The following is a 19,515-nucleotide window of genomic DNA, read 5'->3' on the forward strand; positions in this document are numbered from 1 at the left end:
AGTCGTGCCGCGCCGGAAACCCGGGCGAACCCGGGCAACACTTGCGACGCAGTGCGGCGGCGGACGGTTGCGCGCGTAGACCATATCGGTCGTGGTCACCGCCCAATTGACCTTCTGTCAACGATGAGGGAACGATTTCACTCGCCGGTGACGCCGTCGACCCGTTCACGCAGCAGATCGGCGTGGCCGTTGTGCCGGGCGTACTCCTCGATCAGGTGGACCAGGATCCAGCGGAGCGTCACCTCCCGTCCCTCGCGCGGGCGCTTGCCGACCGTGTCGAGCGGCAGGCCCTCGCAGGCCGCGCGGGCGGCGGTGATCTGCGCCTGCCAGGTGGCGAAGTCCGCCTCGGCGTCGGCGGTGTCCAGGAGGTCGAAGTCCCCGTCCGGGTGCCGCGCCGTCCAGTAGAGGCCCTCGGGCCCGGTGTCCTCGCCGAGCAGGACGGTCCGGAACCAGTAGCGCTCGACCTCCGCCAGGTGCCGGACCAGGCCGAGCAGCGAGAGCGAGGACGGCGGGACGGACCGCAGCCGCAGCTGGTCGGCGGTCAGCCCCTCGCACTTGCGGGCGAGGGTGGCGCGGTGGAACTCCAGCCAGGCGGTCAGCATCACCGCCTCGTCCGCGGCGAACGGGGGCTCGGGCCGGTCGACGGCGGGTGTCGGGTCGTTCGTCATGGCGGCCATCCTGGCGCAGCCGGTGGGCCGGGGGCGACCGAATAGTCGGTGGGCGCGCCGGTGCGGTTCCCCGCCGGCGGGCCGGGCTCGGGCCCGCGGCACCCGGCGGCGCGGCTCAGGCCTGCCGGGCGCGGCGGCGGGCGGCGGCCCGCCAGAGCGGGACCGCACTGGCGACGACCAGCGCGGCGATCGCGCCGGCCGACAGCAGGAACGCCGCGGAGCCGGGCTCCCCGGCGCTGGCCGCCGCCGTGACGTAGATCGCGGTGGTCGGTACCACCCCGATCGCGGTGGCGGTCAGGAACGGCAGGAACCGCACGCCGGAGAAGGCGGCGCCGTAGTTGCCGGCCTGGAACGGCAGCCCGGGCAGCAGGCGCAGCAGCAGCACGCTGCGGAACCCCTGCTCGGTGAAGCGGCGGTCCAGCGCGGTCAGCAGGCGCCCGCGCAGATAGGGGCGCAGCGCCTCGCGGCCGAGCAGCCGGCCGAGGACGAAGGCCGCCGCCGCGCCCAGGGTGGTGCCGAGCACGGCCAGCAGGACGCCCTGCTGGATGCCGAGCAGCAGCCCCGCCGCCGCGTTGAGCGCCGGGCGGGGCACGAAGGCGAGCGTGCCCACCGCGTAGACCGCGGTGAACGCGGGGGCCAGCCAGTACCCGGGCACCCCGGCCGGGAGACCGTGGGAGAGCAGGTCCGACGGGCTCCACAGCAGCAGGGAGCCGGCCGCCGCGGCGAGGATCAGCACCAGCAGGGCGAACCGCGGCCACGGCGAGCGGGGCAGCGGCGCGTGCGGCGCGCCGACGGCGGGCCCGGTCGGCGCGGGCAGTGCGGGCTCGGGCACTGCGGGCTCGACCGGCGGGGGCACGGTCGGGGAGAGGACGGGCGACGCGGGTTCGGGCACCGCCCGAGCCTAACCGGGCGGCCCGGTGACCGGGGCGGCGGGTTCACCCCGGGGTGCCGGTGCCACGGCCGGCCGGGCACCGGGCCGCCCGGGGCACCGGGCCGGGCGTCCGCCGCACCACCCGGCCGGCACCGGTCACCGTCCGGTCACCGGTGCCGGCCGGGCCACGGCGGCCGGTGGTCAGCCGTGCGAGCCGGGCGGCCAGGGGGAGTAGAGCCAGGCCTGGTTCAGGCCGCTGTTGCGCCCCCACTGGAGGACCGGGGTGCCGTCGGCCCCGCTGGAGCCGGCGAGGTCCAGGACCAGGCCGCTGTAGCGGTTGTCCACCGTGCGGATCCCGCTGTGGTGGACAACGGTCTCCGACCAGGCCTGGTTGAGTCCGCCGTTGCAGTCCCACTGGCCGGCCCGGGTGCCCCAGGTGGTGCTGTAGCCGGGGATCTCCAGGCACTTGCCGCTGCGCACGTTGACGAGTTGGTCGGTGTCGGTCCAGACCCACTGCTGGTTGTCGCCGCCGGTGCAGGTCCACTGGCGGACGGGGGCGCCGTTGTCGGTGCGCCGGTCGGCGACCTCCAGGCACTTGTTGGTGAGGGCACTGCGGATCTCGAACGGGACGGTCGTCGCGGCCCGCGCGGAGCCCGGCGCCGCCACGGCGAGCACGCCGGTGACGGCGAGCGCGGCGGCGGCGGAGCCCAGGCGTCCGACCGCGGAGGTGCGGTGTGTGGTCATGGAGGTCCCCTCGGTGTCGGTGGTCGAGCGGGAATGGTCGGGCGGGGGCGGTCGAGCGGGGTGGACCGCCGGTCAGTGGTGCGGTCCGGGCGGGAACGGCGAGTAGTACCAGACCTGGTTGTACCCCCCGTTGAGGTCCCACTGGATCACCGGCGCGCCGTCGGTGGTGCTGCCGCCGGCCACGTCGAGGTAGCGGCCGCTGTGGCGGTTGACGAGGTGGCGCAGTCCGCTGTGCAGGCGGCTCGCGTCGCTCCAGGCCTGGTTGAGCCCGCCGTTGCAGTCCCACTGGCCGGCCGGGGCGCCCGGCTCGGTGCGGTAGGCGGGGATCTCCAGGCACTTGCCGCTGTGCACGTTGACGAGTTGGTCGGTGTCGGTCCAGACCCACTGCTGGTTGTCGCCGCCGGTGCAGGTCCACTCGCGCACCGGGGCGCCGTCGTCGGTGCGCCAGTCGGCGACCTCCAGGCACTTGTAGGTGGCGAGGTTCCCGATCGCGAACGGGGCGGAGGTCGCGGCCCGGGCCTCGCCCGCCGGCGTGGCGAGTGCCAGCCCGGCGGCGAGTGCGAGGACGGCGGCGGTCGGCCCGACGCGGTGCCGGGCGGTTGTGCGGTCGTTCACGAGTCCCCCTGGAGCCGGTCGGTCGTGCCCGCCCCGGGTTCAGGCCGGCCCGAGCCGGTCCGGGGCGGCGAGGAAGGCGAGCAGGCGCTGCCAGGAGGTCCTGGCGGCGTCGGTGTGTTCGACAGCGCTCAGCTCGAAAAAGTTGTGCGGGGCTCCGGGGAACGTCAGGAACTCGTGCGGACAGCCGGCCGCGGTCAGCGCCGTGTCGAAGGCGGTGACCGCGGCGGCCGGGATGTGCTCGTCGGCGCCGCCCCAGAAGGCGAGCACGGGGGCGGTCAGACCGGGGGCGAGCTGGGTGGGGCCGGGGGCGCCGTTCAGGGCGTCCGGGTAGCCGTAGTAGCCGACCACGCCGGACAGGCCGAACCGGGGAGCGGCGGCGCGGAACGCCTGGCGGCCGCCGAAGCAGAACCCGAGGGCGGTCACCTCGGTGGCACCGGTCGCGCGCAGCCGGCCGATGGCGGCGGTGAGGTCGGCGTCGAGGCCGGCCGGGGTGAGGGCGAGCAGGTGCGGCAGCAGGTTCGGGAGTTCGCCGAATTCCGGTCCGCGCTCCTGCGGGGCGGCGCCGGCGGTACGGCCGTAATAGTCGACGGCGAGGGCGGGGTGACCCTGCTCGGCGAGCCGGACGGCGGTCGCGCGGTAGAAATCGGAAAGGCCCCGGTTGTCCGGCAGGACGAGTACGCCCGGACCGGTCGGCCGCGCGGGCCGGGCCAGGAAGGCGGCGAACTCCGTGCCGTCGCCCGAGGTGAGGGTGAGGGCGGCGGATTCGGCCACGGTGCTGGTGGCGGGCGTGAAGGACGGAGGCGCGGAGTCGGCGTCGTAGCACACGGGGAATTCCTCCACTGGTCGCGGAACCGCCGGGCGCTCGGCGCACCCGGCAGTCGGCGATATTAGCGGGGAATTCCATTCGAAGTGTTGATCATATCGCGTGGGAATTTCTTTGGTAAGGCTATTTCGATGACGGTGTGATCACCTTTTCGGTGGGTCGTCCGGCGGCCGCCGCCGGGTGCTCGCCGCCCGTCGGGTGGCCGGCGTCCGGCTCGGCCCGGCGCAGGGCGCCCGCGCTCAGCAGCAGGGCGAAGGTGAGCGCGGCGACCACCCCGAAGGAGACGGTGAGGGAGGTGGCCTGGGCGAGGGCCCCGATGATGGCCGGCGCCACCAGGCCCGAGGTGTAGGTGACGGTCGCGACGCCCGCGATGGCCTGGCTCGGGTTGGTGCCGATCCGGCCGGCGGCCGCGAAGGCGAGCGGGACGACGACGGCGATGCCGATGCCGATCAGCGCGAACCCCGGGATGGCCAGGGCCGGGCTGTCGGCGAGGACCACCAGCACGCCGCCCGTGGTGGCGATCGCGCCGCTGATCCTGGTCGCCCGGACGGCGCCGAGCCGGCGGATCACCGCGTCGCCCGCCAGCCGGCTGACCGCCATGGTGAGCGCGAACGCGGTGTACGAGGCGGCCGCCATGGTGGCCGAGGCGCCGGTGACGTCCTTGAGGTAGACGCCGCTCCAGTCCATCGACGCGCCCTCGGCGAACACCGCGCAGAAGCCGACCAGTCCGATCACGAGCGAGCTGCGCGGCGGCAGGGCGAACCGCGGCGGCTCCTCCTCCCCCTCGGCCGCCCGCAGGTCGGGCAGGCCGCGGCTGACCAACTGCGCCAGGCCGAGCAGCACCAGGGCGGTGACGGCGAGCTGGAGCCGGGCGTCCAGGTCCCGGTGGGCGGCGAGGATGCCGAAGGCGGAGGCCAGCAGCCCGCCCACACTCCACATCCCGTGCAGTCCGGACATGATCGAGCGGCCCAGGCGCTGTTCGATCTCCACGCCCTGGGCGTTCATCGCCACGTCCGCCATGCCCGCCGTCGCACCGAAGGCGAGCAGCGCCAGGCAGAGGACCGGCAGCGACGGGGCGAGGGCGGGCAGGGTCAGCGCCAGGCACCAGAGCGAGAGCAGTCCGCGCACCGCGGCCCGCCCGCCGTAGCGGTGGACGAACCGGCCGGCGAGCGGCATCGCGAGCGAGGAGCCGATCGCGGGCATCACCAGGGCGAGGCCGAGCTGGCCGGGGGAGAGGTCCAGGCGGTCCTGGATCCAGGGGATGCGGGTGACGAAGCTGCCGCTGACGGCGCCGTGCACGGCGAACACCAGGCCGATGCTCGCCCTGGCCCGGCGCGGCCGCTCCAGGGTGGCGTCGGACGGCGGGTCGAGGGGTGGTCCTGCGGTCAGGTGGTCGGTCATCCGGTGTTCCCTCCCGGCCGCGCTGTGGCGCGGCGGTGCCCTGTGGGTGCTTCCTGTCGATAGATGCCCGTCCGGCGCGGTTCGTGCCCACGTGGCGTCCTCCGATAAATTATCAGGAAGGGAACCTGATAGAAACACTCTGGAAGGATGCAGCCCATGACCACCGTGCGTACGGCCACGCCGAGCACCGCCCGGGCGATCAACGACCGGCTGGCGCTCAACCTGCTGCTCGACCAGGGGCCACTGACCGCGACCGAGCTCCGCGATCTCACCGGACTCTCCCGACCCACCGTCGCCGACCTGCTGGAACGGCTGCAGCGGAGCGGCCTGGTCGCGATGGTCGGCGAACGCGGCGAACAGCGGCGCGGTCCCAACGCCCGGCTGTACGCCCTGGTCGCCTCGCGCGCCCACCTCGCCGCGATCGACGTCCGCTCGGGCGGGGTCAACCTGGTCGTCGCCGACCTCACCGGACACACCCTGGCCACCGCCGAGCTGGCCGTCGAGGGCCGGGGCGACGCCGGTACGGCGGAACGGATCGTCCGCACCCTGCGCGAGACCGCGGCCCGGGCCGGGGTGGAGCGGCTGCACACCGTCGCCGTCGGCGCCCCCGGGCTGGTCGCCCCCGCCACCGGCCGGCTCTACAGCACGGGCGCACTGCCCGGCTGGCACGCCGAACTGCTCACCGCCCTGGAGACGCTGCCCGGCACCGACGTGATCCTGGAGAACGAGGTCAACCTGGCCGGCCGGGCCGAGTACCGGATCGGCGCGGCCCGGGGCCGGCAGACCTTCGTCCTGATCTGGCTCGGCCACAGCGTCGGCGCCGCCGTGATCCTCGACGGGCGGCTGCGCCGCGGCGCGTCCGGCGGCACCGGTGAGATCTGCTTCCTGCCCGTCCCCGGCACCGCCGGCCTGCCGGACGCCACCGGGTGCGAGGGCGGCTTCCACGGCCTGGTTGGCAGCGCCGCCGTCTGCGACCTCGCCCGCGCCCACGGGCTGCCCGCCGGCCCGGCTGACGACGCCGCGGCCGCCGAGGCCGTCGTCCGGGCCGCGCTCGGCGCGTGCGGCGACGGGGAACCGGGCGGACCGTTCCTGGACGAGCTGGCCGAGCGGATCGCGGTCGGCGCCTCGGCCGTCTGCGTCGTCCTCGACCCGGGCTGCGTCGTCCTCGGGGGCGAGATCGGCCGGGCCGGTGGGGCCGAGCTCGCCGGCCGGGTCGAACGCCGCCTCGCCACGCTCTCCCCGCTGCGCACCGAGGTCCGGGCCGGGACGGCCGGCGGCGGCGCGGTGCTCGCCGGTGCCGTCCTCACCGCCGGCGACGCCGTCCGCCGGGACCTCTTCGGCGAGCCCTGAGGCCGGCCGCCGCCGCCCGGCGGACGCCCGGGTGCTCCGCTTCGCCCGGCGGGCGGGCGGTACGGCAGGATGGCGGGGACGGCCGGACCAGCGCCGCCGTCGCCCTCCGGGGAACCCGTCCGGGCAACCCCTCCGGGGAACCGGACGTGATACCGAACGTGAACCGAACCACCGTCAGGAGTCGCACATGGGCCAGTCCGACGCGCCGGTCAACCCGTACCGGATCGGCGAGGCCGCGGCGATGCTCGGCGTGAGCGCCGACACCATGCGGCGCTGGGTGGACGCCGGCCGGGTCGCCGCGGAGCGGGACGAGCACGGCCACCGGATCATCCCCGGTGCCCAACTGGCCGCCTTCGCCCGGGAACTCGCCCGCCCCGAGAACGCCGAGGCCGAGGGGCGGCCGTCCTCGGCCCGCAACCGGTTCCCCGGCATCGTCACCGACGTGGTGCTCGGCGACGTCGCGGCGCAGGTGGAGATCCAGGCCGGGCCGTTCCGGGTGGTCTCGCTGATCAGCCGGGAATCGGCGGAGGAGCTCAAGCTGGTGGCCGGCGCACCGGCGACGGCCGTCATCAAGTCGACCAATGTGATGGTCGAACTGCGGTGACCGGGCACACCGCGACCGGGCGCCCGGGCACCGGCCCGCCGGGCCCGGTCGCGCCCCGTCCGGACCCGTGCCACCCCGCCCGGACCTGTAGAGACCGTCGACGAGAGGACCGCCACCCGATGCCCCACCCGCCGCTGCCGTCCACCCAGAGCGCCGTGTTCGCGGTCGAGGCGATGGCCGCCCGGCACGGCCGCGAGGTGCGCGCCGGCCACGACATCGGCCGCGACCGGACCTTCGCCGGACTGGTCGCCGGCCACACCCCGGGCGACGGACTCGACGCGATACCCCACGAGGCCTTCCTGGAGATCGGCGGCCGCCCGGAGGTCACCGTCCGCCTCTTCGTCCACGACGAAGCGGTGGTCGCCGTCGACGGGATCGCCTTCGACGTGGCGCGCGACAGTGTGCCCGCCTTCCTCGACGCGGTGTGGAGCGGAGACGTCCACGTGCGGCAGCGGACCTTCCCGCCCTCCTGCACGCTGATCGTCACCGTCCCCGGCGAGCCCGGCTACCGCGAGACCGTCACCCACCTCCAGCTGTCCCCGTGGCTCGCGGGGCTGATCCGATGAGTGCTCCGATGAATGCCAGCGCCGGCTCGAACGCCGTCCGCCGTCCGGTCCTCGCCGTCGCCCACCGGGGCGACCCGTACCGGTACCGCGAGAACACCCTGCCCTCGGTCGAGTCCGCGCTGGCCGCCGGCGCCGACGCGGTGGAGGTCGACGTCCGGCTCACCCGCGACGGCGTGCCCGTCCTGCTGCACGACGAGACCCTCGAACGCCTCTGGGGCGACCCGCGCCCGCTGCGCCGGGTGACCCTCGACCGCCTCGACGAGGTGCGCGACGGAGCCCTTGCCGTGCCCACGCTCGCCGAGGCGGTCAAGGCTGCGGCCGCCACCCCCGCCGCCCGGCTGCTGATCGACCTGGACGACCCGCACCCCGCCGCCGCCACCTGGGCGGTCGTCACCGGCCTCGGCGCCGAGCTCCGCGTCGCGTTCTGCGGGCCCGCCACCGCGATGCTCGCCGTCCGGGCCCTCAGCCCGGACGCGGAGATCGCGCTGACCTGGAAGCAGCCGCGCCTGCCCGCCCGCGCCCTGCTGGACGACCTGCGCCCGCGCTTCCTCAACCCGCCGTTCGGCCTGGCCACCCCCGAGTTCACCGCCGCCGCCCACGACGCCGGCCTCGCCGTCTCCACCTGGACCGCCGACCTGCGCCGCACCATGCGCCGGCTGTGCGCCGCCGGGGTGGACTCGATCACCAGCAACCGGATCGGTGTGCTGCGCTCCGTGCTGGACAGCCGCCGATGACGGCGGCGCGCGTGCTGGGGGCCCGCGCGCTCGGCCGGGCCCTGCTGGCCCGTCAGCACCTGCTCGCCCGCAGCGCCATGACCCCGGCCGCGATGATCCACCACCTCGGCGGGCTCCAGGCCCAGGCCGTGCCGCAGCCGCCCCACCTCGGACTGCTCAGCCGACTGGAGGGCTTCACCCCCGAGGGGCTCGACGAGCTGATCGAGCGGCGCGCGGTGGTGCGGATCGCCCTCCAGCGCGGCACCATCCACCTGGTCACGGCGGACGACTGCCTGACGCTGCGCCCGCTCCTCCAGCCCGTGCTCGACCAGGGCCTGCGCGCCGCCTACGGCAAGCGGCTGGCCGGGGTGGACCTCACCGTGCTGGGCGACGAGGCCCGGGCCCTGCTGGAGGAGCGGCCCCGCACCTTCCAGGACCTCGGCGCACTGCTCGCCGCGAGCCGGCCCGACCGCGACCCGGCGGCCCTGGCCCAGGCCGCGCGCTGCCTGCTGCCGCTCGTCCAGGTGCCGCCGCGCGGTCTCTGGGGCCGCGGCGGGGCCGCGGCGCACACGACCGCGGAGTCCTGGCTGGGCCGCCCGCCGGCCGGGGAGCCCTCGGTCGACGGCCTGGCCCTGCGCTACCTCGCCGCCTTCGGCCCGGCGACCGCGGCCGATCTGCAGAAGTGGTGCGGCCTCAGCCGGCTCGGCACCGTGCTCAAGCGGCTCGCGCCGGACCTGGTGACCTTCCGCGACGAGCACGACCGGCTGCTGTACGACCTGCCGGACGCGCCCCGGCCCGGTCCGGCCGTCCCGGCGCCGGTGCGGCTGCTGGCCCCGTTCGACAACCTGCTGCTCTCGCACGCCGACCGCACCCGGGTGCTGCCCGAGGAGTACCGGCCCCGGGTGATGACGCGGAACGGCATCGTGCTCGGCACCCTGCTGGTCGACGGCCTGGTCGCCGGGAGCTGGCAGCTGACCGAGGACCGGGCCGGCGGGAGCGCGGTGGTGGTCCGGCCGTTCGCGGCGCTGGACCGGGGGGAGCGGCGGGAGGCGCTGACGGAGGCCGAGCGGGTGCTCGCGTTCGCCGGCGGAGGGGGCGAGGTCCGCTTCGACGAGGCCGGCTAGCTCCGGCGTTCGACCGGAGAACGGCTGTGCGGGGCGCCGTTCCCGATGGGGTGAGGCTCCGCGATTCCTCCGTGTGCGACCGGGTCGGCGCCGGTTGAATCGGCTCACCCAGTGGTCAGCGGTGTCCGTGCGGCACCGCGGCGCAGAACGGAGTCGACCGTGGCACCCCTACCCAATGGCGTCTATGCCATCACCAGGCCGTACGAGCAGCTGATCACGCTGCTGGAGCCGAAGGACCTCGCGGTGCTGCTGCCGCCGACCGGGCAGCCGGGGCAGCAGGAGTGGCAGGTGGAGGGGCTCGACGACGGCACCGTCCAGCTTCGCAACCTGCGGCACCAGACGTTTCTGACCTATGACGACGAGCCGAACATCAACGAGATGATCATGGGGAGCACCGAGCACCGAGCACCGAGCACCGAGCACCGAGCACCGAGCCCCGAGCACCGAGCACCGAGCACCGAGCACCGAGCCCCGCGCGTGGGCGCTCTACCAGGCGGCCGAGCCGTTCAGCTTCCACGTGGTCGTCCCGGGCGGCCCGATCGACGGGGTCGAGCTGGCGCTGGACCTCAGCCTGCTGAGGATCTTCCCGCCCCGTCTCGCGCTGCGCCCGTTGGCCGTCAACGACCAGCGGCAGGCGTGGAAGTTCGAGTTCCACGAGTAGGGGCGGGCCACCGGGTGCCCGGGCCGGAGGCGGCCGGCCCGGGCGCGCCAGGTGCGGCATAACGGGCGATTGATCAGATCATCTGCTGAGATGGGGCAATTGGACCGGTTTGAGGCGGGTGGAGGTGGACATGTCGGGGGAGCTCCCGTCCGGCAAGACTCCCGACGAGCGGCGGCCGGACCACCGCAGGCCGTACCTGATGCTGCCGCCCCCGGTCCGGGCGGCGGCCGCCTGGTCGGTCGCGGTCATCCTCCTGATCACCGTCGCCTCGCTGGTCGTCTTCGCGCTGGTCGAACTACGCGCGGCGACCGTCCCGGTCATCCTGGCGCTGCTCGGCACCTCGCTGCTCTACCCCGTGATGCCGTGGATGGTCCGCCACGGGATCGGCCGGGGCCTGGCCGCCGGACTGACCTGTGCCCTGCTGGTCGCCGCCGTCGGCGGGGTGATCGCCCTGCTGGTCAACTCCCTGGTGCACAGCGCCCCGCAGATCGCCGCATCGCTCCAGCAGGCCGGTGACCGGCTGGCCGACTGGCTCGGACCGGTCGGCGAGAAGATCCGCCACGCGTTGGACAACGCCTCCGGCGAGACCAGCTCGCTGCTCTCCACGGTGACCAACGGCGTGCTCTCGGGCCTCGGTCTGGCCACCCAGATCCTCACCGGCGCCGTGCTGGCGCTCGCCCTGGTCTTCTTCTTCCTGCGCGACGGCCACCGCACCCCGCAGGCCCTCCGCTCGCACCTCCCGGACGGCAGCGCCGAGACGGTCATCGCCTGCGCGGACCGGGCGTTCGAGGCGATGGCGGGGTTCATGCGCGGCACCACCCTGATCGCGCTGATCGACGCCTTCTTCATCACCGTCGGCCTGCTCCTGCTCGACATCCCCGGTGCGCCCGGGCTCGGCGCGCTGGTCTTCATGGGCGCCTACATCCCGTTCGTCGGGGCGTTCCTCTCCGGGACGGTGGCCGTCCTGGTCGCCCTGGCCGACGGGGGATTGGGGACGGCGCTCTGGGCACTCGGCATCGTCCTCGCCGTCCAGGCCATCGAGGGGAACATCCTCCAGCCCGTGATCCAGAGCCGCACCGTCGAGCTGCACCCGGCCACCATCATGGTCGCCGTGGTGGCGGGCGCCGGTATCGCCGGCATCCTGGGCGCGCTGCTGGCCGTCCCGATCTGCGCCGCCGGTGTCGGTGTGGTCTCCGTGCTGCGGGGCACCGTCGACCCCGTCCGGTCCGGTCGCCGGGGCCCGGGACAGGAGGAACCCGAACCGGCCGACGGGGGCGGACCGGACCGGGGGCGGGACGCGACGGCGGCTCAGGAGTAGGTCCTGTCCGGTCGATCCTGCCGGGCGGGCGACGCCGGACAGGACCTGGGCGATCGGGCACCCGCGCCGGGGGTAGGGGAGTGTGCCACTATTAATGCGAGTCAAGTCGCGATAGTGGGGAGCGGGGATGCGCGGGAGGATCGAGCGGTTCCAGGTGTCGGAGGGCGGGGCCGGGCCCTACGGCGTCACGGTGGGGCCGGACGGCGGCGTCTGGTTCACCCTGGTGCACGCCGGGGAGGTCGGGCGGCTGGCGGCGGACGGGTCGGTGCGGCGCTTCGGGATGGCGGCGGCCGGGTCCGGGCCGTCGGTGATCACGGTCGGTCCGGACGGCGCCCTCTGGTACACCCGGATGCGGGACCACCGGATCGGGCGGATCGACACCGACGGGCGGGAGCGTTCGTTCGGGCTGCCGACGGCGGGGGCCGGGCCGTTCGGGATCGCCACCGGACCGGACGGCGCGCTCTGGTTCACCGAGCTGAACGCGGACCGGATCGGCCGGATCACCGTGGACGGCCGGGTGACGGAGTATCCGCTCCCGGCCTCCGACGCCTTCCCGTCGATGATCACGGCCGGGGCCGACGGGGCGCTCTGGTTCACCCTCAACCGGGCTGGCGCCGTCGGTCGGATCACCGTCGACGGGGAGATCACCGTCCACCCGCTGCCGACCGAGGGGGCCGCGCCCGTGGGCATCGCCGCCGGCGGTGACGGTGCGCTCTGGTTCGTCGAGATCGGCGCCGGCCAGATCGGCCGGATCACGGTGGACGGCCGGGTGACCGAGTACCCGCTGCCCGACCGGGCCGCCCGCCCGCACGCCGTCGCGGCCGCCCCCGACGGGCGGCTCTGGTTCACCGAGTGGGCCGGCAACCGGATCGGCTCCCTCACCGCCGACGGCCGCTGGACCGGGTACGAGCTGCCCGTCCCGGCCGCCGAGCCGCACGGCATCGCCGTCGGTCCGGACGGTGTGGTGTACGCGGCCCTGGAGATCGGTGAGATCGTCCGGCTGACCCCCTGAGGGGACGGGCCGCCGGGAGCGCGGGCGTCGCTCAGCTGCCCGACTGCGGGGACGGGCCCGGGCTCCCGTCGCGGGGCCCGGCACAGAGTTCGGCGGCGAGGTCGCAGAGGGTCGCGCGGTCCGGGCGGCCGGTCTTGGCCAGCAGGTTGGCCACGTGCTTCTCCACCGTGCGGGGGGAGATGGAGAGGGCCCGGGCCAGCTGCTGATTGCCGGGGCGGTCGGTGAGCAGGGCGAAGACCTCGTACTCGCGCAGCGTCACCCCGGCGGCGCGCAGCCCGGCCGGGATGGCGTCGCGGCCGCCGCGGTGCTGGGCGACACTGGCGCCCGCCCGGCGCAGCAGGGCCCGGCAGGCGGCGGCGACCGGCTGGATCCCGGCCTCGTGGAAGTACTCCTCGGCGGTGCGCAGCCAGCCCACCGGATCGCCCCAGCCGTCGGTGAGGGCGGCTTCGGCGGTGAGCCGCAGGGCCAGGTGGTGGGCGAGCGGGAACGGCGCCGGCGCCGCGCGGGCCTCGTCGACCGCGCGGACGGCGTCGTCCGGACGGCCCTCGCGGCCGAGCAGCACGGCCTCGGCGAAGCCCAGGAACTGGCGGTTCCAGGCGAGTTCGGTGGCCGGTGCGGCCATCGCCCGGGTGAGGTCGGGGCGTTGCCAGCTGCCTTCGGCCACCTCCAGCAGCGGATGCAGCCCGTGTCGGCCGGCCAGGTAGAAGACGTTGGGGTGTTCCCGCTCCCAGGCGAGGCCGGCGGCCAGTTCGGCGCGCGCCCCCGCGCGGTCCTCGGCGAGCAGGGCGCCGACGGCCCGGCAGAGGCCGTGCCGCAGGGGCATCAGGAAGGACTCCTCGCCGCCGGCCTGGCGGAACCGGACGAGTGCGCGCTCCATCTCGCGGCCGCGGCCCCGGTGGGCGGCGAGGGTCGCGGAGCCGAGCAGCAGGTAGCGGTGGGCGGGCACGTTGTTCAGCCGGGCGGTGGCGTCCAGGCAGCGGTCGATGATGTCCCGGGCGGTCCGCCACTCGCCGCGCAGCACGGCGTTCATGGCGAGCAGGCCGTCCAGGGTCTGGGTGAGCACGATCGCGCCGAGCCCGGCGGCGGCCTCCCGGGCGCGTTCGAGGCGGGCGCCGTCGCCGGTGCGCATGAAGGCGTTGGCGCCCAGCCGGAGCAGCGCCTCCACGCGCCAGACGGGCAGGGCGTGGGCCTCGGCCACCGCGAGCATGCGTTCCAGGCAGGCGTCGGCGTCGTCGAAGCCGCGCTCGCGGGCCAGCAGGGCGAGCAACTGCCAGGCCTGGCAGGCGACCACCGGCAGCCCGGAGCGCTCGGCCACCTCGGCGGCCCGGCGGGCGAGGGCCTCGGTCCGGGCGAGGCGGGCCCGCCCCGGGTGCTCGTCGCGGTGGTCCTCGTCGCGGTGGTCCTCGCTGCGGTGGTCCTCGCCGGTGCGCTCCCGGTCGGCGCGGCTCTCCCCGGAGGCCTGGTCGGGGTCGGCCGCGGGGCCGGGCAGATGGTCGGGCAGGAGCGCCAGGTGGCCCTCGACGACGACGAGCGCGGCGTCCTGGCCGGGGCGCGGGTGCGCGCCGGAGAGGGTGCGGGCGGCGGTGACCTGGGCGGCGGCCTCGGGAGCGCGCTCGGCCATCACGGCGGCCCAGGCGAGCCGGGTGTGCAGGTCGACCCGGCGGTCGACGGCCGGACCGCGGCCGGCGGGGTGGTGGCCGGTCGTCGCCTCCGGCCGGACCGGGGGCAGCGTGCGGACCAGCTCGAACGCCCGGTCCAGCTGGCCGGCCTCGGCCAGGGCGGGCAGCAACTGTTCGGTGACGGCTGCCCGTTCGGCGTCCCCGGCGAGCTCGTGCGCGCGCTCCAGCAGGACCACCGCCGACCCGGCGGCGCCGGCCTCCAGGACACGTCGCCCGGCCTCGGCGAAGTGCACGGCGGCGCCGGTCCGGTCCCCACCGGCCAGCAGCAGGGAGGCGACCAACTGACGCCGCTCGTCGGCGAGGTCCGGATCGGCCCGGAGGATCGCCCGGGCCGCCCGGCGGGCCACCGCGGCCCGCTCGGCGGGTGCCAGGGCGGCGGTGACGGCGCCGGCGGTGAGGGTGTGGCGGAAGGCGTAGCGGTCCGGGGCGGCGCCGTCGGGAACGATGACGTTGGCCTCGGAGGCCGACCGCAGATGGCTGAAGAGCGTCCGGTCGTCGTACCCGGTGATCAGCTGGACGGTGCTGACCGAGAACCGGCTGCCCAGGGTGGCGGCGGTGACCAGGAGGTCGCGCACGGGTGGGTCCAACTGGTCGATCCGCCGGCCCCAGCTGCGGACGATGGTGCTGGGCACGCCGGTACCGAGGCCGCCGGACACCTCCCAGCGGCCGCCGGAGCGGTGCAGCGCGCCGCCGGCCAGCATGTCCGCCAGCAGTTCCTCGATCAGGTAGGGGCAGCCGTCGCCGCGTTCGGCCAGCGTCTCCAGGACGGCGGCCGGCACGTCGGCGGCCTCGCTCTCCAGGACGGCGGCGGCCATCGTCCGGACGTCGGCGGGTGGCAGCGGGCGCAGTTCGGTGACGGTGGCGGCGCGTCGGCGCTCGGCGGCCCGGACCAGGTCGAGCGCCGGGCCGGGCTCCGCCCGCAGCGTGCCGACCAGCAGGACGGGCAGGCCGGCCAGGTTGTCGACCAGGTACTCCAGTACGGCGACCGTCTCCGCGTCGGTGTCGTGCAGGTCCTCCAGGAGCAGCACGCAGCCCTGTTCCCGCCCGAGGACGGCGAGCAGGCGCAGCAGGGCCTCGGCGAGTTCGACGACCGTCTCGGGGTAGGCGCCGGCGGCCGAGGCCGCCGCCCCGCGCCACTCGGGCACCAGCCGGGCGAGGGCGGGGCGGTACGGGTCGAGTTCGCGGTCGGTGGGCGGGCCGGCGGCGCGGAAGCGGGAGGAGAGCGCCTCGATCAGCGGCCGGAACGGGGTGACCGTCCCGGTGGAGCTGCCGCGTCCGCGCAGTACCGGCTGGCCCGTCCCGTAGGCCTGGTAGGCGCACTCGCCGGCCAGCCGGGACTTGCCGATCCCGGCCTCGCCGAGCAGGAAGACCGCCCGTCCGGACCGCTGCCGGGCGGCGGCGAGCGCGCTGCCGAGCAGGCCGAGCTCGGCAGTCCGGCCGACGGTGATCGACGAAGTGGTCCGCATGGCCGCAGGCTACTTGACGACCTGTCCGATCTGTAGAGTGGTGAATCGGCCACGAAGCGAACACGGCTCCGGCACCGGATGGTTGCCGTACGACCACATCGGCGAGAGGCCCCTCCGGTCCGCCACCGGGGCGCTGCCCGGTCCCCGGTGGCGGACCGACGGTCGCGGGGGTCGCGACGGTCGGGACGTGCCGATCACGGCCGGAACGGCCGGAACGGCCGGGGCGCGCGGGACGGCCGCGACGGGTGGGCCGCCGTGGTCGCCGTCCGTCGGGTCGGTACCGGGAGCCCGTACGGTGGCCGTCGTGCCGGGTGCGGTCAGATCGGCACGGTCATGGTGGGGAACTCGAAGGCCGGTGCCGGGCCGCCGGCGGCGGACAGGAGCTGCGAACGCAGGCCCAGCCCGCCGCCGGCCCGCAGCCGGATGTCCCCGGCGGGGTGGTCCACCGCCTCGTCGGGCCGTGCGTCCGGCTGCTTCCGGCTCAGTGCCGGGTCGGTGTCGTTCATGGGTGCGGTACTCCCGTTCGTCATGGAAGCGATGATGGCGTGGTCGAGCACGGGCGAGGGGTGCTCGCCCGCCGCGCCGCCGCGGTCGTCGTGGACGGTGAACGGCGTGCGGTCAGGGGGCCGGCCGGTCGGCCGGGATGAGGGCGCGCAGCAGCAGGGCGGGCGGCACCCGCTCGGGGAAGCCCAGCCGGAGCAGTCCGTGGCCGATCCCGGCCAGGCCGGTGAGCAGACCCGGGTGCGGCACCGCCCCGGGGGTGCCGCAGTGCGGGCCGTCCTGGTCGACGCCGGCCAGCAGCGCGCCCGCCCGGCGCACCCATGGCGTCCGCCCCGCGGCCGGGCCGCCGCGGCCGAGCAGCTCCAACACGCCCGACTCGCCGTGGCACAGGCTCTGGTCGGCCGACGCCGCGGCGCGCGCGGTGTTCCGGACGGCGCGCTGTGCCCAGTCGGCGAGCCGCCGGTCCGCGCCCGCGAGCGGGCTGTCGGCCACCGCGAGGGCGATGCCGGGCCGCCCCCGGCACCAGGAGGACTCCCGGGCGCGCGCGGCCGTGGCGGCGTGCAGGGCGGCCAGGCCCGCCCGGTGGTGCGGGCCGTCGGCGGGCTCCCCGACGGCCTCCGCGTACCGCAGCAGCGCCCAGCCGGTGCCCGCCGAGCCGTGGGCGAAGCCGGTACCGCCGGGTGTCGGCGCGTCGGCGAGCCGGTCGGCGCAGGCCGCCGCGGCCGACAGGGCCTCGGGCCGGCCGGTCGCGGTGTGCACGGCGAGCAGCGCGGCCAGGCCGCCGGCGGTGCCGCTGTGCACACCGGTGTCCGTCTCGCGGGCGGCGGCGGCCGCGGTGAGCGCGACCGCCGGGCCGGTCCACTGCCGGATCAGCGGGTCGTCCAGGGTGCGGCCGATCTCGGTGACCGCGTAGGCGATGCCGCCGAGCCCGGCGAAGGCGCCCGAGCCGACGGCGGCCGGCCGGTCGGGGTGCGCGCCGAGGCTGTCGAACAGGCCGGGTAGGGGTGCCAGGGCCCGGCGGGCCACCTCGGCGTAGCGGTCGGAGCCGGTGAGGGCGGCCAGTTGGGCGAGGAACAGCGCGGTGCCGGTGTACCCGCCGGCCAGGTCGGCGCCGAGCGGCCGGACCCGCCAGTAGCGGTCGGCGAGCAGTTCCAGGCCGAGCCAGTTGGTGCGCGCGCGCCCCCGGTACGCGGCCGCGACCAGCTGGTCGCCCACCCCCCGGGCGGCGGCCAGGAGTTGCTCGGGCTCGGGCGCGGTGGCCCAGACGTTCTCCGGTGCCGGCCGGCCGGGGCGGTGCGCGGGAGTCCCGGCGGCGCCCGCCATCGCGGCCCGGACGATCCACTCCTGGTCCTTGCGGTCGACCTCGCCGAGGGCCGCCAGCTTCGCCTCGACGCGGGCCAGACCGGTGTCGGCGAGTTCGCCGGGGAGCCGGCGGCCGGCCGAGGTCCACAGATCGCGGCTGCCCGGGCGGGTGGTGAAGAGCGGGACGTCACCGGAGCGGAGGTCGGCGAGCTCGTGGTCGGCCAGCTCCGGGCGCCCCGGGTCGGCGACGGCGTCGGTCCGCAGCAGCTCCAGGACCGCGCCCCGGGCGGCCGCGTCGCGCAGGACGTCCGGGTGGGTCGACTCGTCCAGCAGTCGTGCGTACACCCGGGTGGCGCGTGGCACCACCCGGACCTCGGCCTCGGCGAAGGATCGCAACAGGCCCCGGGGGCCCAGGAGTTGACCGCGCCCGGCGATGATGGCGGTGTATCCGGCGCGGAAGCCGGCCACCAGCGCCTCGGTGTGGTCGGCCGGGTCGGCGGGCGCGCCGTCCAGCCAGGGCCGGTTGCGGGCCTCGGCGAGCGGGCGGGCGCGCCGCACCAGCCGCATCTCGTCGGTGCCGGCGTTCGCCCAGTCCACGCCCTCGACCGGGGAGACGGCCCGCCGGCCGCCGCCGATGCCGGAGACGTCCACGGCGCCGTCGTCGCCGAGCAGCAACTGCGGCAGCAGGCCGACCCGGTGGACCGACTCCTCCAGTGCCCGGGCCGCCGGGTCCTGCGCCGGGCAGGTCCGGGCCGGCGGGTGGAACAGGGTCTCGACGTCCACCAGCACCGGCTGCTCGCCGGCGGCGACGAGGTTCTCGTAGTGCAGGTCGGTGCCGTCCACGGCGTGCAGCAGTGCCAGAAGGGCGCCCTGGCGCCGGTAGAACCGCTCGACCTCGTAGCCGGTGCGGCAGGGGCGGGCCTCGGCGAACTCCGTCCAGCCGTAGTCGCCCCGGTCCAGCAGGCCGAGCGCGCGCAGCCGGGGCACGCCGGGTTGCGCGTCGAACCAGCCGAGCAGGGTGTTGAAGTGCCGGTGGGCGGCGGGCGGCCGGGGGCGGTGGACCACGGCGGCGCCGCTCGCGAAGTGCAGCACCGCGACGGCGCGGCCGCGCCGGTGGCGGTCGCCGGCCTCGGACTCGACGGCCACCAGCGGCCCGGGGTCGGTGCCGCGCAGCAGGCCGGCGACCAGCAGCGGCCGGTCGGCGGCGAAGCGGGTGAGCAGTTCGGCGTGCGCGTCGACGGCGTCCAGGCAGGTCCGCGCGAGCAGCCGGGCGAGGACGGGGTACGCGCGCAGCAGCGCGGCGAGGCCGTCGCGGCGGGCGGTGAGGGCGAGGAAGGCGCGGAACCGTTCCTGCGGGGTACCGCCGGCGAGCCGCCCGGCGGCCCGCGCGGTGTGCAGTTCCAGCACCAGGGTGCGGGCGGCGATCCGGGCCAGGCGCTCGGCGAGGCGGGCGGTGAACCCGGCCCGCAGGGCGGGGACGTCCAACGGGCCGGGCCGGCCGGACCGGTGGGCGGCGGGGTCGAGCACGGCCGGCAGCCGGACGAGCGCGCGCTCGGCGAAGGGCGCGAGGACCAGGGCGAACCCGGTCAGACCGGGGTAGGCGGCGCGCGGCACGATCGGCCGGACGGGTGCGGAGGCGACGGCGGCCTCGGTGAAGGCGGCCCAGTCGGGGCGGCCGGCCGGGCGCGGCAGGCCGGGGGTCAGCGCCCGCTCCCACCAGACGGGCCGGTCGGCCCGGGCCCGCGGGTGCCGCGACGGCCGGGACGGGGCGGCCGGTGTCGGTGCCGGGGTGAGAGCGCGGGACCGGACCGGGGCGTCGCCGGGCATCGGAGGGTGCGGCGTCGTGGCGGCCTTGACGGACGCCGGTGCGACCGGGCCCTGAACCGGTGCGCCGCCCCCGTCGGGGTGCGCTCTGCGCACGGCGTCCACCTCTGCCACCACCGCACCTCCGATGCCGCGAGAGGACCGCGTCGCCGTCGAAGCCGCCGCCCTCGGTGCTGATCCTTGCCCTGCTGTGGCCGCCGGGGCATGGGGGGCGGGCCCCCATCTTTGTGGCACGCCGCCCGCATGATCCGGGGTCGGACGGGGCGTCCGCGC

The 19,515-nt window shown here is 76.3% G+C and carries 18 protein-coding genes; 8 read left to right on the forward strand and 10 right to left on the reverse strand.

What is annotated here, in order from left to right; translation table 11 throughout:
* Positions 1–137: 137 nt before the first annotated feature.
* The 6 genes from ACIQTO_RS17600 to ACIQTO_RS17625 all read right to left on the reverse strand — a co-directional run bounded on the left by ACIQTO_RS17600 (position 138) and on the right by ACIQTO_RS17625 (position 5,122).
* Positions 138–668: a DinB family protein gene (locus tag ACIQTO_RS17600; protein ID WP_402388498.1), complete on the reverse strand. Its 531-nt coding sequence runs from the start codon at positions 666–668 to the stop codon at positions 138–140.
* 115 nt (positions 669–783) lie between these two features.
* Entirely contained in the window at positions 784–1,560 is a 777-nt protein-coding gene (locus ACIQTO_RS17605; protein WP_402388499.1) for a TVP38/TMEM64 family protein, read from the reverse strand.
* 180 nt (positions 1,561–1,740) lie between these two features.
* Complete coding sequence (locus ACIQTO_RS17610; protein WP_402388500.1) at positions 1,741–2,283, reverse strand: RICIN domain-containing protein; 543 nt, start codon at positions 2,281–2,283, stop codon at positions 1,741–1,743.
* Between the two features lie 72 nt (positions 2,284–2,355).
* Positions 2,356–2,898 carry an RICIN domain-containing protein gene (locus tag ACIQTO_RS17615; RefSeq protein WP_402388501.1) on the reverse strand — a complete coding sequence of 181 codons (543 nt, stop codon included), beginning with the start codon at positions 2,896–2,898 and terminating at the stop codon, positions 2,356–2,358.
* 39 nt (positions 2,899–2,937) lie between these two features.
* Positions 2,938–3,723, reverse strand: a complete 786-nt coding sequence (locus ACIQTO_RS17620) for a dienelactone hydrolase family protein (protein WP_402388502.1) — start codon at positions 3,721–3,723, stop codon at positions 2,938–2,940.
* 121 nt (positions 3,724–3,844) lie between these two features.
* Entirely contained in the window at positions 3,845–5,122 is a 1,278-nt protein-coding gene (locus tag ACIQTO_RS17625; protein WP_402388503.1) for an MFS transporter, read from the reverse strand.
* A 156-nt stretch (positions 5,123–5,278) separates the two neighbouring features.
* On the opposite strand from ACIQTO_RS17625, the gene ACIQTO_RS17630 reads away from it, so the two are divergent.
* From ACIQTO_RS17630 to ACIQTO_RS17650, 5 genes are all read left to right on the forward strand, one after another.
* Positions 5,279–6,472: an ROK family transcriptional regulator gene (locus tag ACIQTO_RS17630; RefSeq protein WP_402388504.1), complete on the forward strand. Its 1,194-nt coding sequence runs from the start codon at positions 5,279–5,281 to the stop codon at positions 6,470–6,472.
* Between the two features lie 187 nt (positions 6,473–6,659).
* Positions 6,660–7,076, forward strand: a complete 417-nt coding sequence (locus tag ACIQTO_RS17635; RefSeq protein WP_402388505.1) for a molybdopterin-binding protein — start codon at positions 6,660–6,662, stop codon at positions 7,074–7,076.
* A gap of 119 nt (positions 7,077–7,195) precedes the next feature.
* Positions 7,196–7,642 carry a hypothetical protein gene (locus ACIQTO_RS17640; protein ID WP_402388506.1) on the forward strand — a complete coding sequence of 149 codons (447 nt, stop codon included), beginning with the start codon at positions 7,196–7,198 and terminating at the stop codon, positions 7,640–7,642.
* An 8-nt stretch (positions 7,643–7,650) separates the two neighbouring features.
* Positions 7,651–8,376 carry a glycerophosphodiester phosphodiesterase gene (locus tag ACIQTO_RS17645; protein ID WP_402388507.1) on the forward strand — a complete coding sequence of 242 codons (726 nt, stop codon included), beginning with the start codon at positions 7,651–7,653 and terminating at the stop codon, positions 8,374–8,376.
* On the forward strand, positions 8,373–9,479 hold the full coding sequence (locus tag ACIQTO_RS17650) for a winged helix DNA-binding domain-containing protein (RefSeq protein WP_402388508.1): 1,107 nt from the start codon (positions 8,373–8,375) through the stop codon (positions 9,477–9,479). Before ACIQTO_RS17645 ends, ACIQTO_RS17650 begins: the two co-directional genes overlap by 4 nt.
* Positions 9,480–9,661: 182 nt before the next feature.
* On the opposite strand, the gene ACIQTO_RS17655 is transcribed toward ACIQTO_RS17650, so the two are convergent.
* Positions 9,662–9,805 carry a hypothetical protein gene (locus ACIQTO_RS17655; RefSeq protein WP_402388509.1) on the reverse strand — a complete coding sequence of 48 codons (144 nt, stop codon included), beginning with the start codon at positions 9,803–9,805 and terminating at the stop codon, positions 9,662–9,664.
* A gap of 191 nt (positions 9,806–9,996) precedes the next feature.
* Between ACIQTO_RS17655 and ACIQTO_RS17660 the strand changes: the two genes are divergently transcribed.
* From ACIQTO_RS17660 to ACIQTO_RS17670, 3 genes are all read left to right on the forward strand, one after another.
* Complete coding sequence (locus ACIQTO_RS17660; RefSeq protein WP_402388510.1) at positions 9,997–10,140, forward strand: hypothetical protein; 144 nt, start codon at positions 9,997–9,999, stop codon at positions 10,138–10,140.
* A 130-nt stretch (positions 10,141–10,270) separates the two neighbouring features.
* The gene (locus tag ACIQTO_RS17665; protein ID WP_402388511.1) at positions 10,271–11,458 is read left to right on the forward strand and encodes an AI-2E family transporter; all 1,188 of its coding nucleotides are present in this window, start codon (positions 10,271–10,273) and stop codon (positions 11,456–11,458) included.
* 127 nt (positions 11,459–11,585) lie between these two features.
* Positions 11,586–12,470 (forward strand): virginiamycin B lyase, encoded by an 885-nt coding sequence (locus tag ACIQTO_RS17670; RefSeq protein WP_402388512.1) that lies wholly within the window; start codon positions 11,586–11,588, stop codon positions 12,468–12,470.
* Between the two features lie 31 nt (positions 12,471–12,501).
* Here the strand turns inward: ACIQTO_RS17670 and ACIQTO_RS17675 are convergent, their stop codons facing one another.
* From ACIQTO_RS17675 to lanM, 3 genes are all read right to left on the reverse strand, one after another.
* On the reverse strand, positions 12,502–15,615 hold the full coding sequence (locus tag ACIQTO_RS17675; protein ID WP_402388513.1) for an AAA family ATPase: 3,114 nt from the start codon (positions 15,613–15,615) through the stop codon (positions 12,502–12,504).
* Between the two features lie 317 nt (positions 15,616–15,932).
* On the reverse strand, positions 15,933–16,145 hold the full coding sequence (locus tag ACIQTO_RS17680; RefSeq protein WP_402388514.1) for a hypothetical protein: 213 nt from the start codon (positions 16,143–16,145) through the stop codon (positions 15,933–15,935).
* A gap of 88 nt (positions 16,146–16,233) precedes the next feature.
* Positions 16,234–19,245: a type 2 lanthipeptide synthetase LanM gene (lanM, locus tag ACIQTO_RS17685; RefSeq protein ID WP_402388515.1), complete on the reverse strand. Its 3,012-nt coding sequence runs from the start codon at positions 19,243–19,245 to the stop codon at positions 16,234–16,236.
* Positions 19,246–19,515 lie beyond the last annotated feature (270 nt).

Source organism: Kitasatospora sp. NPDC091207, assembly GCF_044768625.1.
Classification (GTDB): domain Bacteria; phylum Actinomycetota; class Actinomycetes; order Streptomycetales; family Streptomycetaceae; genus Kitasatospora.